Genomic DNA, 22,964 nt, shown 5'->3' with positions numbered 1-22,964 from the left:
ACCCTGAGACATAAATAAAACTTCCTTTTATTACTGGCATTCTGACTGATACCTTAACGTAAACACAGTAGCATAGGGACTGCGTCGGACTCGCACCGACTTCCCCAGTAATAAAAGGGAGGACTTAGATATTATTTAATTACTTTGAATGGAAGCTAATCGAAAATCAACTTCAGGACCAATGGGGCGGTAGATAATGCCTTGAACCCGGTCGCTCCTGAGATGCCATTCATTTTGTTGGTAAAGTGGCACCACAACGGCTTGATTTTTGATTAATTCTTCAATTTTTTGGGCCACTTGGTAAGGCCGGTCTCGATCTTGATTATAAGGGAAAGCAAGGTCAGTGATCAACCGATCCAACTCAGGATTTTGATATCGCCCGCGGTTAAAGGAATTGTCACTTTTCAAATTTTGATAATAAGCCAGGGGATCATCGTAATCTGCCCCCCAGGCAGTCAAGGCAAAATCAAAGTCTTGCCGGTTCATACGGTCAATCCGATTTTTCTTGGGAACATTTTGTAATTCAATGGTCAAGCCGTCAAGGGCTTGCTCCAGAGTTTCTTTGAGGTATTCAGACAATTTGCGGCTATTTTCATCATCATTAGCTAATAGGGTGAGCCTTAAGCTTTCCTTCTGGTTAGCCGCCTTATAGCGGTCAAAAGCCTCCTGGGCTTGGTCTAAGTCGTACCAAGCATCTATGGCTGGGCTGTCGGTGATATCTTCTCCCGTCGCTGGGTCAACCACTAAGTGGCTAGGAACAAAGGTGTTTAAGGCCTGAGCCCCCCCACCAATGAGATCTTCAACCGAGCGGCTATCGATGGCATAGGCAATGGCTTGGCGCAAATCAAGCTGCGATAAATCAGTATCTTGGTGGTTAAACTCCAGGTAGTCAGTCCAAGCCTTGACTTGTAAAGTTCCCTCCCCCTTGGCTTGATAATTCTTGGCAATCTGGCCATGAAGGGGCATTTGATCTAACTGACCCGATTCAAATAAATTCACCCCAGTGTTCTCTTCCTTAATCACCTGAACTTTGACTCCATCAATAGCGACAGGGTGACGATTATATTGGTCACTCTTACGCAAGTCCCATTGGTCTTGGCCGGCCTGCCAATTTTCGATGACAAAGGGGCCATTGCCTAAGACATGGTCACTATCTTGCCCATACTGATTTCCTTGGGCCTTAACATAGGCTTCATTGACGGGATAGAAAGGAGTAAAGGCTAAAATCTTGGTGAAATTAGGGTTGGGATAGTCGAGTTGGATTTCTAATTGATAGTCATCCAAGGCCTTGACCCCAAGTTGGTCTAGGGGGGCTTGCCCGGCCATAATGGCTTTTGCCCCTTGGATTCCACCAGCTAAATTAGCATAGGGAGCTGCTGTCTTGGGATTGACTAAACGTCTAAAACTATAGACAAAATCATGGGCAGTGACCGGCTGCCCGTTTTCCCACTTGGCATCCTGGCGCAGGCTAATCTGGTAGGTCTTTCCGTCGGGGGAGACTTCAGGAAAATCCTGGGCCAGGTTAGGCTGTAAATCATTATTTTCATCCTGCCAATAAAGTCCATCAAAGACCTGGCTAGCGTAGGTCAGGCTGGTAATATCATTAGCCTTTTGATTATCCAGGGTCGTTAAGGGGTACTTGGCAGGAAAATTGATCTGATTAACTGACGGAGTGCTAGATTGATTCTGATCACTGTTTTTCCTTTGGCCCGCTTGACAAGCGACCAAAAAAAGACATAGCAAGCTAATCAATAGCGCTTTCAGTAAGCTTCGCATGCATTTGATACTCCTCTATTTTGTCTTTGTTTTCATGAATGGGTTTAAGAATTTAGCGGGGAGGCTAAGGTAAACCACTTCAGCCAATACTAAGTTAACCACACTAGCAATTAATAAAGTTAGCAATAACCCACCCGTTACCATGGCTAAAATCGCTTGCCAACCGAGAAGAGGGATTAAGGCTAATTGGGCCAGTAAAACATTAAACACTAAGGCAACAGCATCACTGAACAGGATTTTTCCTATGGACTTACCAGCCTTTCCTCGTAGATAGCCATAAACTGAACAGGTAAGTCCCATCATTACTCCAATAATAATATGGGCAGGTAGGGTCAGCGGAAAACCTGATAGGAGAGCGGTTAAGCCATGAGAAAGGAGGCCTAGCAAGAACCCATAGCCTGGACCTAGAATAATTGCCCCAAGAAAGGCAGGAAAAGAGTCTAAGGCGATACTACCTAGAAAGTGAACATTGGCTCCAATAGTTGCAATAGCTAAAAGTAAGGCAGTTAAAATATTGGCATGTAAATTTTTCATAAATAATCCTCGTTTCATTTTTGTTTTTTCCGCTGGACGAATCCAGCTTATCCTAAAGCATGGCTTAGCGGCTATCAGCTACTAATGAGCATCATCAACATCGACAAAGCCATGGCTAGACTGGCACTGGTATATAATAAAGCAATACTGGCTTTTACCTGCTGGGGACCGATCAACTTTTGTGGGTCTCCAATGGTTGGTTTTTCAATGGACTGGCCATGGTAGACATGGGTTCCGCCCAGCTGAACACCCAAGGCCCCAGCAGCTGCTGCTTCTGGATAACCCGCATTGGGGCTGCGATGGGCACGTCCATCCCGAAAACTAATCTTCCAAGCATTAGCCATATCTAAGCCCAAAAGGCCACTGGCTAAAACAATCAAAAGACAGCTAAGTCGGGCTGGAATATAATTTGCCAAGTCATCCAACTTGGCCGCAAAATATCCAAAATATTGATAACGGTCATCCAAGTAGGCAATCATCGAATCTAAGGTATTAATTCCCTTATAGAGGAGACCACCCACCGGGCCAAATAAGATCACGTAAAATAAGGGGGCCACAAAGCCATCACTTAAGTTTTCAGCAACAGTCTCAATGACGGCTTGGTAAACTTCTTCCTCACTGAGCTGACTGGTTTCTCTCCCGACAATCCGACTCAGTTGCCGACGCCCCGCTTGTAGACCACCTTCCTTCATCGCTTCTAAGACCCCATTAGCCTCATCAGCTAAGCCCTTAACGGCAAAGCAGGTATAGGTGAGATAGATCCATACCAGCGCATAGAGGATGGGCGACAAGTGCTTAGCCCCGTAAAGTAGCAGAGAACTAATCAGCAAAATGATGATTAAAAGTAAGAAAACTAAGACCCCGCCTAAAAAAGTTTGAGTCATCGGCTTTTTCTTATCGAACTGGCTAAGTCTCTCAAAACCACGAATGAAGCGGCCATAGAATTTCACCGGGTGAGGCCAGTTTGGGGGATCGGCTAGCCATAAATCTAACAGAAAGGCCAGCAAACGGTAAATAGCAAGCATCCTTTACCTCTCTTTCTTTATTTCACTCATAAAATATCAGCCAAGGCTTGAAGTAAAGCCTGGTTTTCTTCCTTCGTTCGAACGGCCAAACGGTAGTAACCTGGTCCCAAGCCCTTGAAATCACTTGTCTGACGCAAAACAATGCCCTTTTTCAATAAGTTTTGGGCCAAGTCATTGGGTCCTTGGATTAAAAAGAAGTTAGCAGCACTAGGAAAGACTTTCAAAGCCGAAAAACTCTCCAATCCTGCCTGCAAGTCTTTTTTAGCTTCTGCTAAATAATTCAAAGAGTCTTGGCGGTAAGCGGATAAGTCAGGCATTTCTCGACCACAGGCTTCCGCTAAGCCGTTGACTGACCAAGTCAGCTGAGCCGCCTCTAAGTCATCCAAGAAGGATTGGTTACTGGTCATGGCTACGCCTAGGCGAAGAGCGGGTATGGCGTAAAACTTGGTTAGGGAGCGAATAATCACCAAATTTTCTTCTTTTTCTACTTGTCCTAGCAGCGAATAGTCAACCTGGTCAGGAAGAAAATCAATAAAGGATTCATCCACCACTAAGAACCCCCCGCGGTCGCTGACACCAATTAATAAACGCCTTAATAAGTTGGGGGGATACAAGGCCCCAGTGGGATTATTAGGTTGGCAGAGCCAGACCGAAAACACCCCTGCCTGGTCTGCCTCTCGGGTACGGTGAGTATCCAGCCAGGCCCAAAAGCCCTCTAAATTAAAGGTAAAATCATCTTCTGCCTGGGTCTGATAAGACCAGTGGGGGCGCTTATATTTCTTAGCACTAGCCCCATACTCATTAAAACAAGGTTCAATGGTAACCATCGGGTATGGCAAGGTAAAGGCCAAGAGGTCAATCAATTCTGCGGCCCCATTGCCCACCAGTAAGTGGTCATAGGACACTTGATAAAAGTCCGCCAGGGCTTGGCGTAAGTCCCGATAAGTGTAGTCCGGATAGCGATCCAGCTGGTCCAAATGGGAAACAATGACTTCCTTAAAGGCCTGGGGCAAGCCGAGGGGATTAATATTGGCGGAAAAGTCCAAGGCCTGGGTCATATCCCTGCCCATTTCCTGGCTAAGTTCCTTTAAATTTCCACCATGTTTTGGCATTTTTCATCCCCCTCTTCAATAGCCTCAACTAGCCGGTCCAAAAATAAAGACTGGTCAATCGAATAACGATAAATCCTTCCCTGGGTAAAGTGACAATCAAAATATTTGACGTCCAAATTTAAGAGCCGACTGACCAATAAGCGCAACCAACCATGGTGGCCCAGTAAGAAATAGCTGCTCTCATGACTAGCTGAGCTAAAGACGCTTAATAGAGCCCTCAAGACCCGATCTCTAAAGGCAAAATAGCTTTCTGCCCCAGTCGGAGTGGTAAGAAAGGGTTGGGCAATGTATTCCCACCAGGTCTTAGGATCCATGGCTTCAATCTCTTGAGCCGTTTTCCCTTCCCAGACCCCCAAATCACGTTCGTTCAAATCAACTTCCCGAGTCCAAGGAAAGGCCTGGAAATCATTTTCAGCTTTTAGGCTGTCTGCAATAATCTGGGCAGTTTCTTGGGTCCGCTGCATTCTAGAGGTCACTAAACGGTCAATGCTTTTTCCTCTTAGTGCCTTTCCCAAGGCCCGGGCTTGTTGTTGTCCCAGTGGGGTTAAATGCGGGTCAAGCCGGCCATAAAATTGACCATCAACATTGCGCACGCTTTGGCCGTGCCGGGCTAAATAAAGATCCATCAAAACCCTCCTAAAGCCAGTATGCCTAAAAGAAAAGTGACCTCACTCAAAGGTCCCATACACCCCACCGTGTCTCCACTCATTCCGCCTAAGAGATGATAAATATGGCGGCGGTAAAGGAAGACAACCAGCGTGGTTACCCCATAGGCCAAGAGGCTCTTGACACCAATAATGAAAAACAAGATCACCAGCGTTAACAACTGGCCCAGTAAGATTCCCCATTTGGGGGTCCCTACCATCATTTTCCCCATACCATTGGGGTTGTAGCCTGAATAAACCAGCTGCCAGTGGCCTAAGGCAAGCATGGCACGAGAAATCAGTCCCAGACTAATGATCAACCCTATTTGAGAGCCTAATCCAGGAAGGCCATTCAGGACCTCACTCCCAAGCACGTAGTATAACAAATAATAAAAGATCAAGGCAATGCCACCAAAGGCCCCTAAGCGTGAATCCTTCATAATCCGTAACATATCCTCTTTTTTGCGAGCGGAGAAGATCCCATCACAAGTATCCGCCAAGGCGTCCTGGTGAAAGCCACCGGTGATTACCGTCTCAAAAACAACCACCATCAACCAGGCGACATGGATTGGTAACACATAAGCCAGGAGAGCATAAATGCAAGCCAAGAGACTAAAGAGCAAGCCCCCAAAAAGCGGTAGTAAATATATCCCCCGACGGTAGCGCTCTAGCGGATGGTCGACGGCGATAGGAATAGGAATCCGGGTAAAAAATTGAAAATAAATGATTAAAACTTTAATCATGGCTTCACCTGTTTTTTTAGTCCCATAATGGCTAAGTAGACCTCATCACTAGCAGCAGCCAGTTGCTGGTTGACTTGGCCGTAAAAATCAACAAACAAACGGCCCAACTGACTAGGCGGAGTTACGCCCCAACCGGTTTCATTGGTCACCAACCATAAGCTGGCAGAAGTCTTTTGAGCCGCTAGAAGCAGGTCAACAACTTCTTGCTGGAAATAGTCAGAAATGGCACTAATCTCTTCGGCTTTAAGATTAGCGATCTTCTGATCAAAGTCTTCCGTTGCAATGCCCTGCTTTTCTAAATAAGCGAAGAAAAGATTGGTTAGCCATAAAGTCACACAATCCAAGAGATAGCCATCATAAGACTGGCTAGCTATCCAGTCCGGCAGGTCGTTAAAACGTTCGACCGTTTCAAAGCGGGGCGATCGCTTGGCTTGGTGGGCCAGGATACGCCGCTCCATCTCCTTATCCGTGTGTTGGTTGGCTTGGGTAGCAATGTAGCAAAGGCGCTTAGCGGAAGAGGCCAAGGCCATCTCTTCGGCTAACTGGGTCTTACCACTCTTGGCCGCTCCAGATATCAGAATAATTTCCCCCATATTAAACCATCACTCCCAGGTCATAAACTTCATCAAAATGCTCTTTTAGGAAACTTTCCAATTGGTCTGTTCCTACTACAACCAGGGCGGTTGCGGGTCCAGCTGAATCTTGGTGAATGCTTAAACCTTCCACTTGAGGATTAACCTTAAAGATTAATTGATTACAGTCAGCCACTTGTCCCGCTTCATTCAGGGCTCCCTTAGACCCGATCGGACAAATCTCATGAACCAAGTCCGGACGCCCCAGCAAGCGATCAATGTCCTGATAAGAAACCAGCTTATCCATCTCATCAAGGACAGCTTGGCCGCAACGGGGACGTTTTAATTGAAAGACCCGGTCACCACTCACAACCCGTCGAATCCACAGGCCCTTAGCGTTTTGTGCCTTTCCCATCAAAACGATCCCTAAAGCGGACATAGTGGTTAACATATTCTCTTCCGTGGAGCCATTGACTTGGATATGGGGAAAACCGGCCCGGTTGAGTTCCGCTTGAAAGCCTTCTTGATAGGCAAGTCCCGTGGGATTCATTTCATTATTAACCAAATAAAATGCCAAGACCGGTTCCGCATTCACTGCTCGCAACTCAATCAAAGGCACCCGTAAGGCAGTTTGAGCGGTTAAGGGATTAGGAGAGGCTAATTGGTCATTAGCCTTTTCACCGATACTCGCTGAACTATCACAGGCAAAGACCAAGTAATCTTCTCCAGCTCTTTGCTTAGTGAGTCCAAGAGAAAACATTTCATCGATAGCAAGCAAGGTTAAATCACGATATTTCAATAGACTACTCCTTAATTAAAAAGTGCAAAGTAAAAGACTTTTGTAAAGAATTCCCCTACAAAAGTTCTCTGTAATCACAAGATATAGTTCACTGTTTAAAATTATAGCACAAAATATAGACCTGATTTCATTTTTTAAAGCTTTAATGGAAACAATTACTCGGCTTCAACAGGACTCCCCTTTTTGCTCAACAGCCTGGTCTTCAAAAATGCCCCAAAAAACTTCTTTATTAATTAAAAAATAATATCAAACTTTTAGAATTTCGATCACCTTTTATGCAAAATGCATATTAACACTCCAAGCTGGGATTTAGCTATACTCCTATACAAGTGAAAAAAGGAGATTTTGTAAATTAATTTTTATTTTTTAGGAGTGATAGATAATGAAAACATCCCTGATAGGCTACCCTCGTGTAGGACGACTTAGAGAACTAAAATTTGCCACTGAAAAATATTTCCGCCAAGAAATTACCGTCGACGAGCTCGAAGCAACCGCCCAAGCTATCCGTAAAGACCAATGGCTTAAACAAGCTCAAGCAGGCATCGACTTTATTCCCGTTAATGATTTTTCCTACTATGATAACCTCTTGGATGCCGCTTTCCAATTGAACATTATCCCTAAACGTTATCAAGCTCTCCAGCTGTCTGCTCTTGATACTTATTTTGCCTTGGCTAAGGGCTATCAAGGACCAGCTGGAGACGTGAAGGCCCTAGCTATGAAGAAATGGTTTAATACCAACTACCACTACATTGTGCCTGAGTTTGATAATGACACTGAAATTCGCTTCCACGCTGAACGATTAAAGGCAATTATTGAAGAAGCCAAAGCCTTGAAGATTAACGGCAAGGTCGTCTTCCCTGGGCCCTTTACCCTTTTAAAACTATCGCGTTACCGCGGTCAAAGCCAAGCCCAAGATTTTCTTGCCGGCCTGATTACTGCCTACCAAGATCTCGTAAAACTGCTTAATACAGAAAAGGTCCAATGGCTGCAACTGGATGAGCCTTACCTAGTCCATGACTTAAGTCATGAAGACATCAAACTATTCAAAGACCTCTACCAGGGCTTACTCAGTCAAAAAGACCAAGTCAAGGTGCTGGTCAATACCTATTTTGGCGACGTGAGAGATGTTTATCAAGAACTCACCGACTTAGCGATTGATGGTATCGGTTTAGACTTTATTGAAGGGAAGAAGAGCCAAGAATTGGTCGAACACTATGGCTTCCCCAAAGATAAAACCCTCTTTTTAGGTCTAGTCAATGGGAAAAATATTTGGCGCAATAACTACCAAAGTTCCCTCGCCCTGATTAAGGATCTCAAGAGTCAAGGAATCGATCTTGTTCTTTCCACTTCTTGTTCCCTACTCCATGTTCCCTATAGCTTGGAAAACGAAAGTGCCCTACCAGAAAAATATCAAAAGCATTTTGCCTTTGCTGAAGAGAAACTGGGCGAATTAGATGACCTAAGTCAGTTAATTGACACAGATTATCATCATGATCCTCGTTTCCAAGAGAATCAAGCGCTCTTCACCGATCGACCTGACAGTTATGATCCTAAGGTGCAAGAACGTCTAGCTGCTATCCCTAAAACAGCCTATCAACGGTCAGTGCCTTTCGACGAAAGAGAAAAAGCCCAAAAAGCATTCTTTAACTTACCTCTCTTTCCAACAACAACTATCGGTTCCTTCCCGCAAACCAAGGAAGTTAAGCTAAAGCGCAAGGCCTTTAAAAACGGTGAAATAAGCCAAGCAGACTACCAAAACTTCCTCAAAGAGAAAATTAAAGACTGCGTCCAACTGCAAGAAGAGCTGGGGCTCGATGTCTTAGTCCACGGTGAATTTGAAAGAAATGACATGGTCGAATACTTTGGTGAACAGTTAAATGGCGTCTTATTCACTGAAAAAGCCTGGGTTCAGTCATACGGTACCCGCTGTGTCAAACCACCAATTATTTGGGGCGACGTGTCACGCGCTCAATCGATGACAGTTTCCTGGTCAGTTTATGCCCAATCCCTCACCAAGAAACCAATGAAAGGGATGTTGACCGGTCCCGTAACTATCCTAAACTGGTCCTTCCCTAGAGAAGACATCAGCGTGAAAGACTCCACCTTACAACTGGCTCTGGCCATCCGTGACGAAGTCCTCGATCTAGAGGCCAATGGTATCCGCATTATCCAAGTCGACGAAGCCGCCCTGCGGGAGAAACTCCCTCTCCGTCAAAGTGACTGGTATACAGAATACCTCGACTGGGCCATTCCAGCCTTCCGTCTCGTTCACAGTGGTTGTCATAAGGAAACCCAGATCCACACCCATATGTGTTATAGCGAATTCACCGATATTATCCCAGCAATCGATGCCATGGATGCTGATGTCATTACCTTTGAAGCCTCACGTTCTAACTTAGAAATTCTGGATTCCTTAAAAGAAAATCATTTCACTACCGAAGTAGGTCCTGGTGTCTACGATATCCATTCTCCACGGATTCCTAGTGTCAGTGAAATTAAGGAAGCCTTGGATAAAATGCTTCAAAAAGTTAAGCCTGAAAAACTTTGGGTCAATCCCGATTGCGGTTTAAAAACCCGGGGCGAAAAAGAAACCCAAGCCAGCCTCAAGCACTTAGTCCAAGCAACAAAGGAGTTGCGTCATGAAAACCAAGGAATTGTTTAAGGGAAAGACCCTCTTCACCTATGAGGTTTTCCCGCCCAATGCTAAGTCGTCCTCTGCCAGTATCTATAAAACCTTAGATGGTCTAAAAGAACTTGATCCCGATGCCATCAGCGTGACCTGTGGAGCCTTAGGTAGTGATAACCGCCTAAAAAGTATCGAAATTGCCTCTTTGATCAAAAACTATGGGATTGAAAGTGTTATTCACCTGCCCTGCCTATATGAGACTCGGGCTAGTATCGATGAAAAATTAGCTGAATTAAAAGCAGCCAATATCGAAAATATCCTAGTTTTACGGGGCGATCCTAAACCTGGTCAAAGCCCTAAGGAAGACTTTCCCTATGCAGCTGACCTTATTCGCTACATCAAGTCAAAAGAGGACTTTAACCTCATTGCCGCCTGCTACCCAGAAGGCCACGTGGATGCGCCTGACCCCATTACCGATATCCGCTATCTCAAAGAAAAAGTCGATGCCGGTAGTGACCAATTAATTAGCCAACTCTTCCTAGATAATGATTATTTTTATCGCTTCCTAGAACGGGCTGATTTAGCAGGCATCGATGTTCCTATTGAAGCTGGTATTATGCCAGTCACCAATAAAAAGCAAATTGAAAGCATGGCTCGAATTTGTGGCGTACAAATTCCCGATAAATTCCGCCGGGCGATGGAAAAATACCAGGACAACCCTCTGGCCTTACGGGATGCCGGTCTGGCCTATGCCATTGATCAAATCGTTGACCTGATTAGCCATGGCGTAGATGGGATCCACCTCTACACCATGAACAATCCCTACGTCGCTCGTTACATCTACCAAGCCGTTAAAAATTTATTATAGAAAACAAAAAGCCCTCCTGGCTCAACAAAAGAGCTAGGAGGGCTTAGTTATTGTTTTTATTTAATTAAGGTACCATTTTGACCTTTAATACCTTCTTCAGCTTTTTCTAAGGAAGTGATAATGGCTTGATTACCTGGTTTTGATTCCACAAAGCCTAGGGCAGCCTCAATTTTTGGCTTCATTGATCCTTCAGCAAACTCTCCGGCATCGGTATACTCTTTGGCTTGGTCGACAGTCAATTCATCCAGCCATTCTTCATTTTCTTTACCAAAGTTGATTGCCACTTTTTCTACCGCGGTTAAAATAATCAACAAATCAGCTTCAACGAGTTCAGCTAATTTAGCGCTTGAAAAATCTTTATCAATGACAGCTGGAACTCCGTCATAACCGTCTTCTGCTTCAACTACTGGTATGCCACCACCACCGGCAGCAACAATGATATTACCTTGGTCAAAAGCATCTTGGATAAAGGCCTTTTCAACAATATCGATAGGCTTAGGTGAAGCCACCACCCGACGGTAACCCCGACCTGCATCTTCTTTCACTGCAAATCCTTTGTCACTTAGGGCTTGAGCTTCCTCTTCACTATAGAAAGCGCCAATCGGTTTTGTTGGATTATCAAAGGCTGGATCATCCTTATCTACCACAACTTGAGTAATCACTGATGCAACGGCTTTGTCAACACCACGTTTATTCAACTCATTTTCAATGGCATTTTGCAAATGGAAGCCAATATAACCTTGACTCATAGCTCCACATTCAGGGAATGGCATTTCAGGTGTGCCAGCATCACTTTTTGCAGAAACGTCCATAGCAAGGTTAATCATACCAACTTGCGGTCCATTTCCATGGGAAACGATAATTTCATTGCCCGCTTCAATTAAATCCACAATGGATTGGGCAGTTGTTTTTACTGCTTCTTTTTGTTCATTCGGAGTACTTCCTAGGGCATTACCACCCAAAGCTAATACTATCTTACTCATATTTTTCCTCCATTCTTATTAAGACTCTTCCGTTTCAGTCCCTTTTTCAAAAAATTTCAGATGTATTAATGCTTACGTTACAAAGCGCTAAGCTTCCAAGTCAGTAGCTTCCTTTACGACTTAAAGGGCACTACCAATATTCCGTAAGAAGTCTTGAACGTTGGTGACAATAGAAACTGCAGTTAGGGAGCCACGGTCAGCCAATTTATCTACCGCAAATTCTTGGACATCAACGGTATATAAGAATACCGGTCTGACTGTATCACCAAAACGGTTGTAGGAAGGCGTCATATTCCCAGTTGCAATGGTGAAGAGAATCGCTGACATAGCAATCATGGTTGAGGTTTTACGCATGTGGGAACGCATTTCATTTTGGGCATCATAGACATTATCGATACTTTCAGGTAAACCGAAGCGGTCACGGATGGTTCCAGCTAAAACAACTGGGACATCTTGTTCAATAGCTGCCTTCATGAAGCCATCTTTAACTTCACCAGATTCAACTAATTTCTTAGTTGACCCATAGCGGCGAGCGCGGTTGATGGTGGCATACATATTGTGGTAGGTATTTTGTTCTTGGGTAAAGGTTTCTTGACCCCAAGTGGTATCATACAAGCCTTGCTCTAAGTCAAAGGCAGCTGTTTCTGTCCCACAGAAAATTGCATTGACATAGCCTTCATTAATAATCTTGGCTAAAGCATCGCGGGAATCACGGTCTAAAACTGTAGCAGTCCCTAAAATTAAGGTCACATAACCATGTTCAGCTTCCCGCTCATGCTCTAAGAGTTCATAGAGATTGTCATAATCCATAGAGAAGGCGGTCTCACGAGAACGCCCTTCACGGAAGGCAAAAGTATCCGCATCAACAGCTGCTTCTTGGAAACCTTCAGTCCAAACATAGATCCCTTCGGAAGCATCTTCTGTCCGTCCGACAACGACTTTATCACCCTTCTTAAGGTTTCTAAACTCGATTACATCGATATATTCCTTACCAGGTTCATCATGGGCCACTGCGACGGTGTCCATCCGGGATTGTTCAGCCAATACCCATTTATCATTGATTTTAAAATATTCTGGATAAATGGATAAGGCATGGTAGTTTCTAGGACTAAGACCATCTTCTACTACTTCAACTAACTTAGCATTGGGTGCGTTTTTCAAAAATTCTTGGTCAAAATCTGGATGATGAAATTCAGCAATCTTAAATGTCATTTCCCAACTCTCCCTTCGCTGCGTCTTCATTGTTTTCTACTTCAACAGTTTCGTACTCCTCGTCTTCAACAGCCTTAGCCATTTCTCCTTGGGCAGGTGTTACTAAAGCTTTTTCACAAGCGACACAGAAGTCTTGAACGTTAGTCACCATTGGGTGGTAAGCCATGTATTCTCTGGCAGCCCCAACCTTGTTCACCACGTTTTCTGTGATATCAATGGTATAGAAATAAACGGGACGAACCTTGCCATCCTCGCCCACTTTATAGCTTGAGGCCAAGGAGGCTACTGAATTCGAGTGCAACATGGTCGCAATACAAATAATCAGAGTTGCTTCATTTAAAATTTTCTTAGTTTCAGTCAGAGCCTGGCTGGTTGAGCCCATCACTTCTGGTAGCGGACCATCATCACGAATGGAACCAGATAGCACAATTGGAATATCCATCTCGGTTAAGGCTTTAATAATACCGTCCTTAACGTTACCAGCGTCATTAAAGTTTTTAATCGATCCTGCTGTCCGAACTTCATTTAAAAGATCCAAGTGGTTGTAGTGTCCCATTGGTGCATTTTCTTGGGTATAAATATTTTGCCCGAGAGCAGTATTTAAGAAACCACCTTCCAGGTCATGGGTGGTCATGGCGTTCCCACCTAAGAGACTATGGATATAGCCATTTTCAGCTAGGTGAACTAAGGCATTCCGAGTGTCGTGGTCGAAAACAACTGCTGGCCCCAATACCCAGGAAATATGACCGCCATTATTCTTCTCATGTTCCATAATGTCAAAAAGCTTGTCGTAGTCTTGTGAGAATGAGGTTTCTACTGAAACACTACGTTGGGAATAAATGTCTTCTGGAAAACCTTCTTTATAAACTAAGATGCCTTGTGACCCATCAGTGGTCGACCCAGAAATAATTTTGTCACCGGCTTTGACATCACGCATCTCCCGAATAACAATATCATCATCTTCAACCACTGCCACACAGTTTAATGAGTTATATTTAGGTAAAATCCATTCTTCCCCTAACTTATAAAAGGTAGGTAAATGGGTGGTTAAATAAAAGCTATCAGGTAAAATGCCATCACTTTCAGCTTCCTTGTAAGTCACACTTGGCATTTCTTGATATTTTGCTTCTTGGAAATCAGGAAATTTAAATTCTGGTATCTTATAAGCCATTATCTCTTCCTCCTTGTTAATTTTAACGATATCTTTTTTCTTTAATTATCTTGCTTGCCATTCTCCTTCTGGTAGTCAATGTGAACTAGCCGATCACCACCCTTTGCCTGACTAAGTTCTATGTTGGTAAATGCTGGTAGTTGATCATTAAGACGTAGTTGGGCAATTGGCGTAGTGATTTCACTCTCCATCAATTGGGAGAGATCATTGGCACTATGACGATCTAAGTCATACACCAAATAATTCGCCAAGCTCCTGACTAATTCATCTTGATAGCTGAGTTTAATCTGATTATCTTTTAGGAGTTTGGCTAAGCGATCCAACTCTAATTGAATAAGAGCTTCCATCTCACGTTTATCAAATAGCTGTAAGTAGTAAACAGCATCAAAATCACTTAGCGATTGTCCATTCACCCGCTTGCTTACTTGTTTTTGATAATCCGCCTTCCCATCTAAAGTCAGGGTAGCGATAATCACTGTGTTAGAGAAATCAACATCCCGACTTTTATTATCACGAATTTGACCACTAGCAACTATTTGCTTGATCAAAGCAAAGATATCCGGATGGGCATAGTCAATATTTTCTAACAAAACAACTGAATAGGGGCGGGTTCGAATTTGTTCAGTTAAATGGTTATTCGATTCATAACCAATATAACCTGGTGGTGATCCAATCAATTTGGTATTGGAAGAGGCATCTCTAAATTCACTCATGTCTAAAGCGATAAGATGTTCTTCACCTCCAAATAGCGCCTGAGCAATTAACCTTGCCAGATAGGTTTTGCCAGTCCCCGACTCCCCTGCTAGTATCAAAGAAAGCAAGGGCTTGGCTTGATTAAATAAACCCGACCGACTCTGGGTAACCAGACTAATGATTTTGTCGATTAAATCATCTGCACCAACAAAATTTTCCCGCAGGTCACTTTCAATTTTAGCAATTTGAGCAGCAGGATCTGATTCCATTTCTGCTTTAGGCATATGGGCTAACTGGGCAACAACTTCGCGAATTTCATTGATTCCAACATCTGCCGATACATTATAGTAGGGAGTACTTTGTTCAAGTTCTTCTAAATCGGCCTTGGTACTTTTCTCTTCAGCTAAATAAGCACTCATTTTATCTAAATCCCGCTCATATTGGGCTTCCATTTTTTGTTGGTTCAGGGTTTCTAACTCACCCTTCAAGCGAGTGATTTCTTGGATGCGGTCTTTTTCTTTATGGTAATTCGCTAATTCTTGGTCGAGTAGCTTTTCTTGCTCAGCTACCTGTTCCATTAATTCTTTGAAACGGTATTGGCTGACCTGATCACTTTCATTTTTTAAGCGGGCCGCTTCAGTTTCCATTTTATTGAGCTCAGCCTCAAGATCTTGAATCTTTTCAGGCAATTCGTCCGTATACATTCTCACCATGGCCGAAGCTTCATCCAGAATATCGACAGCGACATCAGGTAACTTGCGGTTGGGTAGGTAACGTTTAGACAAACGAACAGCTTCCACTAAGGCAGGGTCTTTAATATTGACTTGGTGGAAAGATTCATACTTAGACTGGATTCCTCGCAGAATGGACAAGGTCGCCGCTTCTGAAGGCTCTTCAATGAGCACCTTTTGAAAACGTCGGTCTAGCGCCAGGTCTTTTTCGATGTAGAGTTTATACTCATCGGTCGTTGTCGCACCAATAGTCAAAATCTCTCCTCGCGCTAACATAGGTTTAAGGATGTTTGAGGTATCCATGGACCCTGAACTATTTCCAGCGCCAACAATATTATGGAGTTCATCAATAAAGAGAATGATGCGTCCCTTAGAATCCTTGATGATACCAAGGACTTCTTCCAAGCGTTCCTCAAAGTCCCCCCGATATTTAGCTCCTGAAATTAGGGAGGTAATATTTAAGGCAAAAATAATTCGATTCTTTAACTTATCCGGCACTCGGCCTTGAACAATCCGTTGAGCTAAGCCCTCAACAATAGCAGTCTTCCCTACGCCCGCCTCCCCAATCAAAACAGGGTTGTTTTTTATCCGCCGAGATAGGATTCGAATCACGCTACGCGTTTCCTGGTCACGTCCAATAATGGGGTCAAGGCGGCCTTCAATAGCTTCTTGGGTAAGATTACGTCCATACTTGAGTAATTGTTTCAAGTCTGCCTTAGAAATACCTTCTTGAAACTTATCAGTCTCTCTTTTAGCCATGGCTTGTTCATAGAAGTCGGCAGTGATCTCAAAGAGGGCTAATAATTTGGCACTAGCAAAATCTTCGTCTTTCATTAGGGCTAAGAAAAGATGGTCTAAGGACACCCGGCTTTCAAACTGGGCACGCGACACTTGCTCGCTAATCAAAAGCAAACGCTGGTAATTCCGGCTAATGTAAAGATTTTTAACCCCTTTTGGGCTCCGTAATTTATCCACTGCGGTATCCACTTGTTCTTTGAGTGGCCCCAGAATGATTCCTTGGTCGGTCAATAATTTAATCACCGAGTTTTCATCTTGGTCTAAAATCGCCTTGAGCAAATGGAGTTCAGTGACTTCGCTATGTTTTTTATTTATGGCTAAGTTTTGGGCCTCTTTCAGCACCTGCATGGCTTCCTGAGAATACTTTTCTGTGTTCATTTCCTCCCTCCTTTCTACATTTCTTACTAAGCTAAATTATTCGTTTATTTATAATTTACTATAAAAATATATTTTTATTAAGCGATTTCATTTAGCTTTCTCCTAGTTCGTTTTTATTAAGGCTATTTATATACAAAAGGCAATATTTCTTATTCTTTTTTACTTTATCCAAACTAAGAGAAAGTATAGTTTCTTAACTAAATTTATCGATACACATTACTTATCTTTTTTGGCACCAGGGAAATATTTAGGGTTTGTAAAGAAGTCATCTGTCAATTCTCTGACTTCACCACTTAGCATAATCATCCCTATCATATTTACAAAGACTACTAAACCTAGGGTGAAATCTAAGAATACTCCAGCCCCTTCAAATGTTACAAAACCACCTAGTAGGACCATAAAGCAAGCTAAGAAACGCATTAATTTACCAAAGTGGAGTCCAAATAGATATTCGCCTAATCTTTCTGCATAGAAGACAATAACGATAACCGTTGAAATAACAAACATAAATAAGGAAATAGCTATGATAACTGTCCCTATATTACCGAAAGCATTGTTAAAGGCTCTTTCGACAGCAATATCTTTAAGAGCGGGATTCTTATAATTTCCTGAAAGCATCACCACTAAAACAGAAATGGTACATACCATTAAGGTAGTAGAAACGACTTCAAAGATCCCCCAGAGTCCCTGACGTACGGGGTGGTCAGTAACGGCGGTAGCATGCGCATAAGCAGCTGAACCCATCCCAGCTTCATTAGAATAGGAACCGCGTGCAGCACCCGCTTTAAACATTTCTAAAAAGGCTCCCCATGCGCCACCTGTAATCGCAGCTTGTGGATTAAAAGCACTTGAAAAGATTGCTGAAACAGCATCAGGCAAATTCTGAATATTCATAAAAATAACAACCAGACCACAAATCACGTATAAACCAGCCATAAAGGGAACTAGTTTCTCAGTAATTTGTCCGATCCGTTGAATACCACCATAAACAACAAGAACGACTAAGACAGTTATCGCAGCAGCAGATATAGGACGAGAAAGTCCTAATTGTTCTAGCGGTGCTGTAGCAGAAATCGTTTGAACTGTGATGGAAGGTAAGATTTCTAACATGAAGAAGAATGCAACCAAAAAGCCCATGATTTTACCAAGGTTCCCTTTAATACCATTTTTAAAGGTATAGGCTGCACCCCCGACATAATCTCCTTCTTCATTAACTTCCCGATATTTAATCCCCAGAACAATTTCTGAAAACTTAGTGGCTTGACCAATAATACCTGCTACCCACATCCAAACAATTGCACCAGGTCCAGCAGTAAATATAATCGCCGGCGCAACCACAATGTTAGCCGCTCCGATTGAAGATGCTAAGGCTGCCGATGCTGCTTGGAAGGGACTTACTGAACCTTCACCACCTACATCTGAGTCAAACATTTTCCCAAATGTTTGCTTCATCGCATAACCAAAGTGTCGAATTTGAATAAAGCGAGTTTGGTAACCAAGTATTAATCCTCCGGTAATAAGTACAATTAATATAGGCCAGTTCCAAACCCAATTGGTAAATTGAGTAATCATTTCAATAAAATTCATTTTAACCACCTCTAAATATTGGTTTTTATATTAAGGAATTGTTAATCAATAATAGCTAGAGATAGCAATTAATAAAATAAGCCGGATAGTAGAAAAGCTTTTTAGTTAAATGTCTGTCGCTAAAAGCTTTCCCCTCCGGCCTATTAATTGAATAGATAACACTAGTTTCAAACCTTACCTTGACTTCATTTCTTTTTTTAATCTTTTCAACTAGGCTAGTGATGAGTTGTGGGAAACATCACTAGCCTCTTTCAAATGATTATTTAAGTGAGCAAGAAGCCGACTAATATTATCTTAGCCGTAGACAATCTGATCCTTTGAAATATATAAGATACTATTTCCATTCAACTAAGTGTTATCCGTAACAATTACCTTATTAAGTTATGATAATGTTGCATAAACAATAGCTTTAATTGTATGCATTCTATTTTCAGCTTGTTCAAAGACATAGGATTGTTCAGATTCAAAGACTTCGTCGCTAACTTCCATTTCAGTTAAGCCAAATTTCTTAGCAATTTCTTGGCCGACTGTTGTCTTTTCATCGTGGAAGGCTGGTAAGCAGTGTAAGAAAATAGCAGTTGGTTTTGCATTTTCCATGGCTTTTTTATTTACTTGATAATCTTTTAGTAAAGAAATTCTCTCTTCCCAAACTTCGTCTGGTTCACCCATTGAAACCCATACGTCAGTGTAGAGAACATCAGCATCTTTAGTTCCTTCTTCAACGTTGTCAGTCACAGTAACAGTTGAGAAGTTTTCTTTAGCAATTTCTTCACACATTTCCACTAACTTAGGATCTGGAGCGAGTTCTTTAGGAGAGCAAGCAACAAAGTTTACCCCCAATTTAGCACAGACAACCATTAAAGAATTTGCCATATTATTACGAGCGTCACCCATATATACAAATTTTAGCCCTTTTAAGTGGCCGTAATGTTCTTCAACAGTTAACATATCAGCTAACATTTGAGTTGGATGCCATTCATCAGTTAATCCGTTCCATACCGGAACACCTGCATATTCAGCTAATTCTTCAACAACGTCTTGGCTAAAGCCACGGTATTCAATCCCATCATACATACGACCAAGCACACGAGCGGTATCAGCGATGGATTCCTTATGTCCCATTTGGGAACTATTAGCATCTAAGAAAGTCACACCCATACCAAGGTCATAACCAGCAACTTCAAAAGCACAACGAGTCCGTGTAGATGTTTTTTCAAACAAGAGAACAATATTTTTACCTGTTAGGTATTTGTGAGGAACGCCAGCTCGCTTCATGTCTTTAAAGTTCTTTGAAAGATCTAATAAGTGACGAATATCACGACTGGTGAAATCAATTAATTTTAGATAACTTTTACCACGAAAGTTTTTTGCCATGAGATATTTCCTCCTAAAAATTAATGTCATTATTGCTATTACAAAAGTTCGAACTTTTTTAATTACAACTATGTTGTAATCGCTTACAGCACTATTATAGCAGCTCAGTTTTTTTATCTAGGACATCTTAAGTAAGAATTGTTGTTTGTCGTTTCTTATAATGCTTTCAAATACAATACCCAGACTTAATCACCGTCTCTTTTGAATTTTATTCAAGCAATTATATGGTAAAATAAACATAAGAGTGAAGAAGTTAAAAAGGTTGTGAATGTCATGCAAGGTCCTATTAATATCCAAGAACCTTCTCCCAATAATATTGATGATAACTTTATTGCATCATTAGATATTGAAAGCGACAGTTCTCCGACAAAGGCATTAATCCATAAAGAAGCTCGTTTTTTATTTATCTTATCCGGCAAAGGAAAAATAAAAATTCAAAACGAAGTTCATACGATGAAAAGAGGCAAGATTATTTCACTCTTACCTTGGCAAATTTCAGAAATTATTGAGGTCGATGAAAAAGTCACTTATTATCTATTAATTTATCGATTTGAGCTCATTGAATTTATCTTAAAGGAACAGTTAAGCTATGCAAATGAAGGTCAAGATATCGTTGACTTACTTTATCAACAACATTCAATCCAAGTCGATAAAGATGACAGTCAGGTCTTTCAAAGGGCAATCCATTCCTTAAGAGATGAGATCGGCTTACGCACTGCCTCAATCAATCGGCACACAAAGCCCCTATCTTCAATGTGGATTGTCATCCAATTAACAGAAATTATCATTTCTTACCTACGACAAATTTCTAACAATAAGACCCAAAGTATTTGTAGCGAAGAAATTTTTCGCTATATATACCTACACTCTTCTGAGGATATCTCTTTAAATAAACTTTCAGAAATTTTCTTTCTATCAAAATCGACGATTTCAAAATATATCAAGAAATTAACTGGTTTAGGTTTCTATAGCCTGCTCGATGAAATGCGCTTATCTAAAGCCCAGTACTTATTACTCCATACCGATCTCAGCTTGACCCAAATTGCTGAGACTTTAAACTTTAGTGATAAGTCCCGGCTATCCAAACTATTTAGCCAACACCACGGCATAAATAGTAGCCATTTCAAAGCCACCTATAAAAAAGGAGACAAACAAATACCTAGCCGCCTAAGCCCGCGAGACCTTAAATTAATCAATTACCTGTATGAAAACTATGCCGAAGATATTACCATTGACCAACTGTCGAAGATATTTGATAGTAATCCTAAAGATATTAATTCTATGCTTAATTATTTTGTTGAAGATAATTTTTCAAATTTCTTGAATCAATTACGCGTCAATAAAGCTTGTGACTTACTTATTAAAACTGACCTAAGCATTATTGATATCGCCTATCAAGTCGGTTTTAATTCCAGCAAGACCCTGACCCGGAATTTTAAAAAAATTTTACAGATATCCCCCAGTGCATTTCGCAAATTAAACCCTAAAGAACAAATCCGTTATTAAAAAAATCTTGATAAATAACAAAAGAGTTGACCGCAATGCTCCGTAAGCATTCCAATCAACTCTTTTTATTAATTATTCTTCTTTTGAATCAGAAAATAAGAAGCTCAGTTTAGTTTCTGAAATTAAGATCGCAACAAATATCATTACGAAACCGATAGTCTTGTATACGGTTAGGGTCTCAACCCCTAAAGCCACTGGAATTAAAATACCAAAGACTGATTCTAGAGAAAGAATTAAAGCCGCACTGGTTTCATCAGTATATTTTTGTCCAACATTTTGAAATAGGAGGGCAACTGCTGTACACATGATCGCCAAGTAAGCCAACTCTAAGAAAGTCCTCTGGCCAATTACCAGATTAGAGTTATCTTCAAAGAACAAGGTCGTTAAGCCAGATAAGACTGCTGCAGTAATGAACTGCAGAATAGTCATCAAATAAGGATCCTTGCCCTTAGAAAATTTCGTAACCGCTACAATATGAGAGGCAAAAAACAGACCACTCAGTAAAGCCAAAGCATCACCTAAGATCGCTTCTCGTCCTTGACCCAGCACTGAATTTTCAGCACCTCCAGCCATTGACACAAAATAAATTCCTACAATACAGAATGCTGCAGCAATCATGTTAAATTTATCAGGCCGATTTTTTAAAACAATCCAGGAAATAAAGGGGACTAAAACACAATAGGAAGCGGACAGAAAGGCTGATCTACCGGGATCTGTATATCCTACCCCAACTGTCTGGATAGAATAAGCAATAAAGAGAAAAACCCCAATACTTACCCCACTTTTTAAATCTTCTTTAGTCATATCACGAATTTTTTTCCAAAAGATTATCGCTAAGACCAAAGCCGCCACTGAAAAGCGAATCGCTAAAATCATATTTGGATTAACGTAATCCTGTGCGCCCTTAACTACGGTAAGTGATGATCCCCATAAAAAAGCAACAACCAGTAAAAGTAGATTACCGAGTTTTTTATTCTTTTTCTTCTTCTGGGGAGCTGGCTGATTAGCAGTTTGATTTTCTTCTTTCATGATAATTCCTCACTTTTCTTTGCAAGTGACAAGTGACAAAGTTATATCTTCGTATCACCCCCTCCTTCTACTTATCTATAAAAACTGTTAATCTCTCTCCTTAATAAATTGGCTGATCTGCTTTAAGAATAAGGCTCCTTGGTAGGCTCCACCGAAGCCATTATCGATATTTACGACACTTATCCCGGAAGAACAAGAAGTAATCATGGCTAAGAGCGTCGTAATCCCTTCTAAGTTTGCCCCATACCCCACCGAGGTTGGTACAGCAATCACAGGCGCCTCGACTAGGCCAGAAACTACACTGGGTAAAGCGCCTTCCATGCCTGCAACGACTACAAGCACGTTAGCTTGGCGAATTTCCTCTTGGTAGGATAACAAGCGATGGATACCGGCCACACCAACATCATAAATGCAGGTCACTTGGCAACCCATCCACTCTGCTGTCACCCGGGCCTCCTCTGATACGGGAAAGTCAGAAGTCCCTGCATTTAAGATTACCATCTTGCCATGAGGAATTTTCTCACACTGGCCAATGGTAATCGTTTGCGCAGCTTCTTGATAGTCCGCTTGAGGGAACTCTGCCCCAATAGCCTCCCATTTTTCTTTAGCCACCCGGGTCACCAAAACAGGCTTATCGTGGTCAAGTAAAGACTGCATCACCCGAGCGATTTGGCCTGCAGTTTTATGCAAACCATAGACAATCTCTGGGTACCCCTTTAAATGATCGCGATCAATATCCACCTTACTTTCACCTAAATTATCAAACATTATAAGTCCTTCCTCTATCTCTCTTTATTGATACC

19 protein-coding genes are annotated in these 22,964 nt (G+C 42.0%); 3 read left to right on the top strand and 16 right to left on the bottom strand.

Features of this window, described 5'->3' with window-relative positions:
- Window positions 1-135: 135 nt before the first annotated feature.
- From DBT49_RS01510 to DBT49_RS01475, 8 genes are all read right to left on the bottom strand, one after another.
- Window positions 136-1,776 (bottom strand): peptide ABC transporter substrate-binding protein, encoded by a 1,641-nt coding sequence (locus tag DBT49_RS01510; protein ID WP_070559497.1) that lies wholly within the window; start codon window positions 1,774-1,776, stop codon window positions 136-138.
- A 15-nt stretch (window positions 1,777-1,791) separates the two neighbouring features.
- Entirely contained in the window at window positions 1,792-2,310 is a 519-nt protein-coding gene (locus DBT49_RS01505; protein WP_083300477.1) for an ECF transporter S component, read from the bottom strand.
- A gap of 74 nt (window positions 2,311-2,384) precedes the next feature.
- Window positions 2,385-3,335, bottom strand: coding sequence for an adenosylcobinamide-phosphate synthase CbiB (gene cbiB, locus DBT49_RS01500; RefSeq protein ID WP_070559499.1), 951 nt, complete (start codon window positions 3,333-3,335; stop codon window positions 2,385-2,387).
- Window positions 3,336-3,361: 26 nt separating this feature from the next.
- Entirely contained in the window at window positions 3,362-4,447 is a 1,086-nt protein-coding gene (locus tag DBT49_RS01495) for a pyridoxal phosphate-dependent aminotransferase (RefSeq protein ID WP_070559500.1), read from the bottom strand.
- Window positions 4,423-5,073 (bottom strand): histidine phosphatase family protein, encoded by a 651-nt coding sequence (locus DBT49_RS01490; protein ID WP_070559501.1) that lies wholly within the window; start codon window positions 5,071-5,073, stop codon window positions 4,423-4,425. The genes DBT49_RS01495 and DBT49_RS01490 overlap by 25 nt, the downstream gene beginning before the upstream one ends.
- Window positions 5,073-5,834, bottom strand: coding sequence for an adenosylcobinamide-GDP ribazoletransferase (cobS, locus tag DBT49_RS01485; RefSeq protein WP_070559502.1), 762 nt, complete (start codon window positions 5,832-5,834; stop codon window positions 5,073-5,075). The genes DBT49_RS01490 and cobS overlap by 1 nt, the downstream gene beginning before the upstream one ends.
- Window positions 5,831-6,427: a bifunctional adenosylcobinamide kinase/adenosylcobinamide-phosphate guanylyltransferase gene (locus DBT49_RS01480; RefSeq protein WP_070559503.1), complete on the bottom strand. Its 597-nt coding sequence runs from the start codon at window positions 6,425-6,427 to the stop codon at window positions 5,831-5,833. Before DBT49_RS01480 ends, cobS begins: the two co-directional genes overlap by 4 nt.
- Before the next feature lies 1 nt (window position 6,428).
- On the bottom strand, window positions 6,429-7,205 hold the full coding sequence (locus tag DBT49_RS01475; RefSeq protein WP_070559504.1) for a hypothetical protein: 777 nt from the start codon (window positions 7,203-7,205) through the stop codon (window positions 6,429-6,431).
- 382 nt (window positions 7,206-7,587) lie between these two features.
- Here DBT49_RS01475 and metE point away from each other — a divergent pair, with 382 nt between their 5' ends.
- Window positions 7,588-9,867, top strand: coding sequence for a 5-methyltetrahydropteroyltriglutamate--homocysteine S-methyltransferase (gene metE, locus DBT49_RS01470; protein ID WP_070559505.1), 2,280 nt, complete (start codon window positions 7,588-7,590; stop codon window positions 9,865-9,867).
- Window positions 9,845-10,699, top strand: a complete 855-nt coding sequence (metF, locus tag DBT49_RS01465; protein ID WP_013668737.1) for a methylenetetrahydrofolate reductase [NAD(P)H] — start codon at window positions 9,845-9,847, stop codon at window positions 10,697-10,699. The genes metE and metF overlap by 23 nt, the downstream gene beginning before the upstream one ends.
- A 56-nt stretch (window positions 10,700-10,755) precedes the next feature.
- Here the strand turns inward: metF and arcC are convergent, their stop codons facing one another.
- The 6 genes from arcC to argF all read right to left on the bottom strand — a co-directional run bounded on the left by arcC (window position 10,756) and on the right by argF (window position 19,626).
- On the bottom strand, window positions 10,756-11,682 hold the full coding sequence (gene arcC, locus DBT49_RS01460; protein WP_111872426.1) for a carbamate kinase: 927 nt from the start codon (window positions 11,680-11,682) through the stop codon (window positions 10,756-10,758).
- A 120-nt stretch (window positions 11,683-11,802) separates the two neighbouring features.
- Window positions 11,803-12,894 carry a putative NPN-dependent ornithine cyclodeaminase gene (locus DBT49_RS01455; protein ID WP_064292378.1) on the bottom strand — a complete coding sequence of 364 codons (1,092 nt, stop codon included), beginning with the start codon at window positions 12,892-12,894 and terminating at the stop codon, window positions 11,803-11,805.
- The gene (locus DBT49_RS01450; protein WP_070559507.1) at window positions 12,884-14,065 is read right to left on the bottom strand and encodes a fused N-dimethylarginine dimethylaminohydrolase/saccharopine dehydrogenase domain-containing protein; all 1,182 of its coding nucleotides are present in this window, start codon (window positions 14,063-14,065) and stop codon (window positions 12,884-12,886) included. The genes DBT49_RS01455 and DBT49_RS01450 overlap by 11 nt, the downstream gene beginning before the upstream one ends.
- A 41-nt stretch (window positions 14,066-14,106) precedes the next feature.
- On the bottom strand, window positions 14,107-16,665 hold the full coding sequence (locus tag DBT49_RS01445) for an ATP-dependent Clp protease ATP-binding subunit (RefSeq protein WP_070559508.1): 2,559 nt from the start codon (window positions 16,663-16,665) through the stop codon (window positions 14,107-14,109).
- Between the two features lie 216 nt (window positions 16,666-16,881).
- On the bottom strand, window positions 16,882-18,252 hold the full coding sequence (locus tag DBT49_RS01440; RefSeq protein WP_070559509.1) for an alanine/glycine:cation symporter family protein: 1,371 nt from the start codon (window positions 18,250-18,252) through the stop codon (window positions 16,882-16,884).
- A 381-nt stretch (window positions 18,253-18,633) separates the two neighbouring features.
- A complete protein-coding gene (gene argF / locus DBT49_RS01435; protein ID WP_013669249.1) occupies window positions 18,634-19,626 on the bottom strand; it encodes an ornithine carbamoyltransferase in 993 nt (330 codons plus the stop codon).
- A 273-nt stretch (window positions 19,627-19,899) separates the two neighbouring features.
- On the opposite strand from argF, the gene DBT49_RS01430 reads away from it, so the two are divergent.
- A complete protein-coding gene (locus tag DBT49_RS01430; protein ID WP_070559510.1) occupies window positions 19,900-21,132 on the top strand; it encodes a helix-turn-helix transcriptional regulator in 1,233 nt (410 codons plus the stop codon).
- A 72-nt stretch (window positions 21,133-21,204) separates the two neighbouring features.
- Here the strand turns inward: DBT49_RS01430 and DBT49_RS01425 are convergent, their stop codons facing one another.
- Window positions 21,205-22,161, bottom strand: coding sequence for a DMT family transporter (locus DBT49_RS01425; protein WP_076340200.1), 957 nt, complete (start codon window positions 22,159-22,161; stop codon window positions 21,205-21,207).
- An 87-nt stretch (window positions 22,162-22,248) separates the two neighbouring features.
- Window positions 22,249-22,929, bottom strand: a complete 681-nt coding sequence (gene larB / locus DBT49_RS01420; protein ID WP_070559511.1) for a nickel pincer cofactor biosynthesis protein LarB — start codon at window positions 22,927-22,929, stop codon at window positions 22,249-22,251.
- Between the last annotated feature and the right edge of the window lie 35 nt (window positions 22,930-22,964).

This window comes from Aerococcus mictus, from assembly GCF_003286595.3.
GTDB lineage: Bacteria > Bacillota > Bacilli > Lactobacillales > Aerococcaceae > Aerococcus > Aerococcus mictus.
Note: the sequence above shows the minus strand (reverse complement) of the source record. Positions and strands in the feature narration are given on the sequence as shown.

Excerpts from the sequence above, each read along its gene's own strand:
- DBT49_RS01510 (WP_070559497.1), bottom strand. The coding sequence starts at position 1,776 with ATGCGAAGCTTACTGAAAGCGCTATTGATTAGCTTGCTATGTCTTTTT.
- DBT49_RS01505 (WP_083300477.1), bottom strand. The coding sequence starts at position 2,310 with ATGAAAAATTTACATGCCAATATTTTAACTGCCTTACTTTTAGCTATT.
- cbiB (WP_070559499.1), bottom strand. The coding sequence starts at position 3,335 with ATGCTTGCTATTTACCGTTTGCTGGCCTTTCTGTTAGATTTATGGCTA.
- DBT49_RS01495 (WP_070559500.1), bottom strand. The coding sequence starts at position 4,447 with ATGCCAAAACATGGTGGAAATTTAAAGGAACTTAGCCAGGAAATGGGC.
- DBT49_RS01490 (WP_070559501.1), bottom strand. The coding sequence starts at position 5,073 with ATGGATCTTTATTTAGCCCGGCACGGCCAAAGCGTGCGCAATGTTGAT.
- cobS (WP_070559502.1), bottom strand. The coding sequence starts at position 5,834 with ATGATTAAAGTTTTAATCATTTATTTTCAATTTTTTACCCGGATTCCT.
- DBT49_RS01480 (WP_070559503.1), bottom strand. The coding sequence starts at position 6,427 with ATGGGGGAAATTATTCTGATATCTGGAGCGGCCAAGAGTGGTAAGACC.
- metE (WP_070559505.1), top strand. The coding sequence starts at position 7,588 with ATGAAAACATCCCTGATAGGCTACCCTCGTGTAGGACGACTTAGAGAA.
- metF (WP_013668737.1), top strand. The coding sequence starts at position 9,845 with ATGAAAACCAAGGAATTGTTTAAGGGAAAGACCCTCTTCACCTATGAG.
- arcC (WP_111872426.1), bottom strand. The coding sequence starts at position 11,682 with ATGAGTAAGATAGTATTAGCTTTGGGTGGTAATGCCCTAGGAAGTACT.
- DBT49_RS01455 (WP_064292378.1), bottom strand. The coding sequence starts at position 12,894 with ATGACATTTAAGATTGCTGAATTTCATCATCCAGATTTTGACCAAGAA.
- DBT49_RS01450 (WP_070559507.1), bottom strand. The coding sequence starts at position 14,065 with ATGGCTTATAAGATACCAGAATTTAAATTTCCTGATTTCCAAGAAGCA.
- DBT49_RS01445 (WP_070559508.1), bottom strand. The coding sequence starts at position 16,665 with ATGAACACAGAAAAGTATTCTCAGGAAGCCATGCAGGTGCTGAAAGAG.
- DBT49_RS01440 (WP_070559509.1), bottom strand. The coding sequence starts at position 18,252 with ATGAATTTTATTGAAATGATTACTCAATTTACCAATTGGGTTTGGAAC.
- argF (WP_013669249.1), bottom strand. The coding sequence starts at position 19,626 with ATGGCAAAAAACTTTCGTGGTAAAAGTTATCTAAAATTAATTGATTTC.
- DBT49_RS01430 (WP_070559510.1), top strand. The coding sequence starts at position 19,900 with ATGCAAGGTCCTATTAATATCCAAGAACCTTCTCCCAATAATATTGAT.
- DBT49_RS01425 (WP_076340200.1), bottom strand. The coding sequence starts at position 22,161 with ATGAAAGAAGAAAATCAAACTGCTAATCAGCCAGCTCCCCAGAAGAAG.
- larB (WP_070559511.1), bottom strand. The coding sequence starts at position 22,929 with ATGTTTGATAATTTAGGTGAAAGTAAGGTGGATATTGATCGCGATCAT.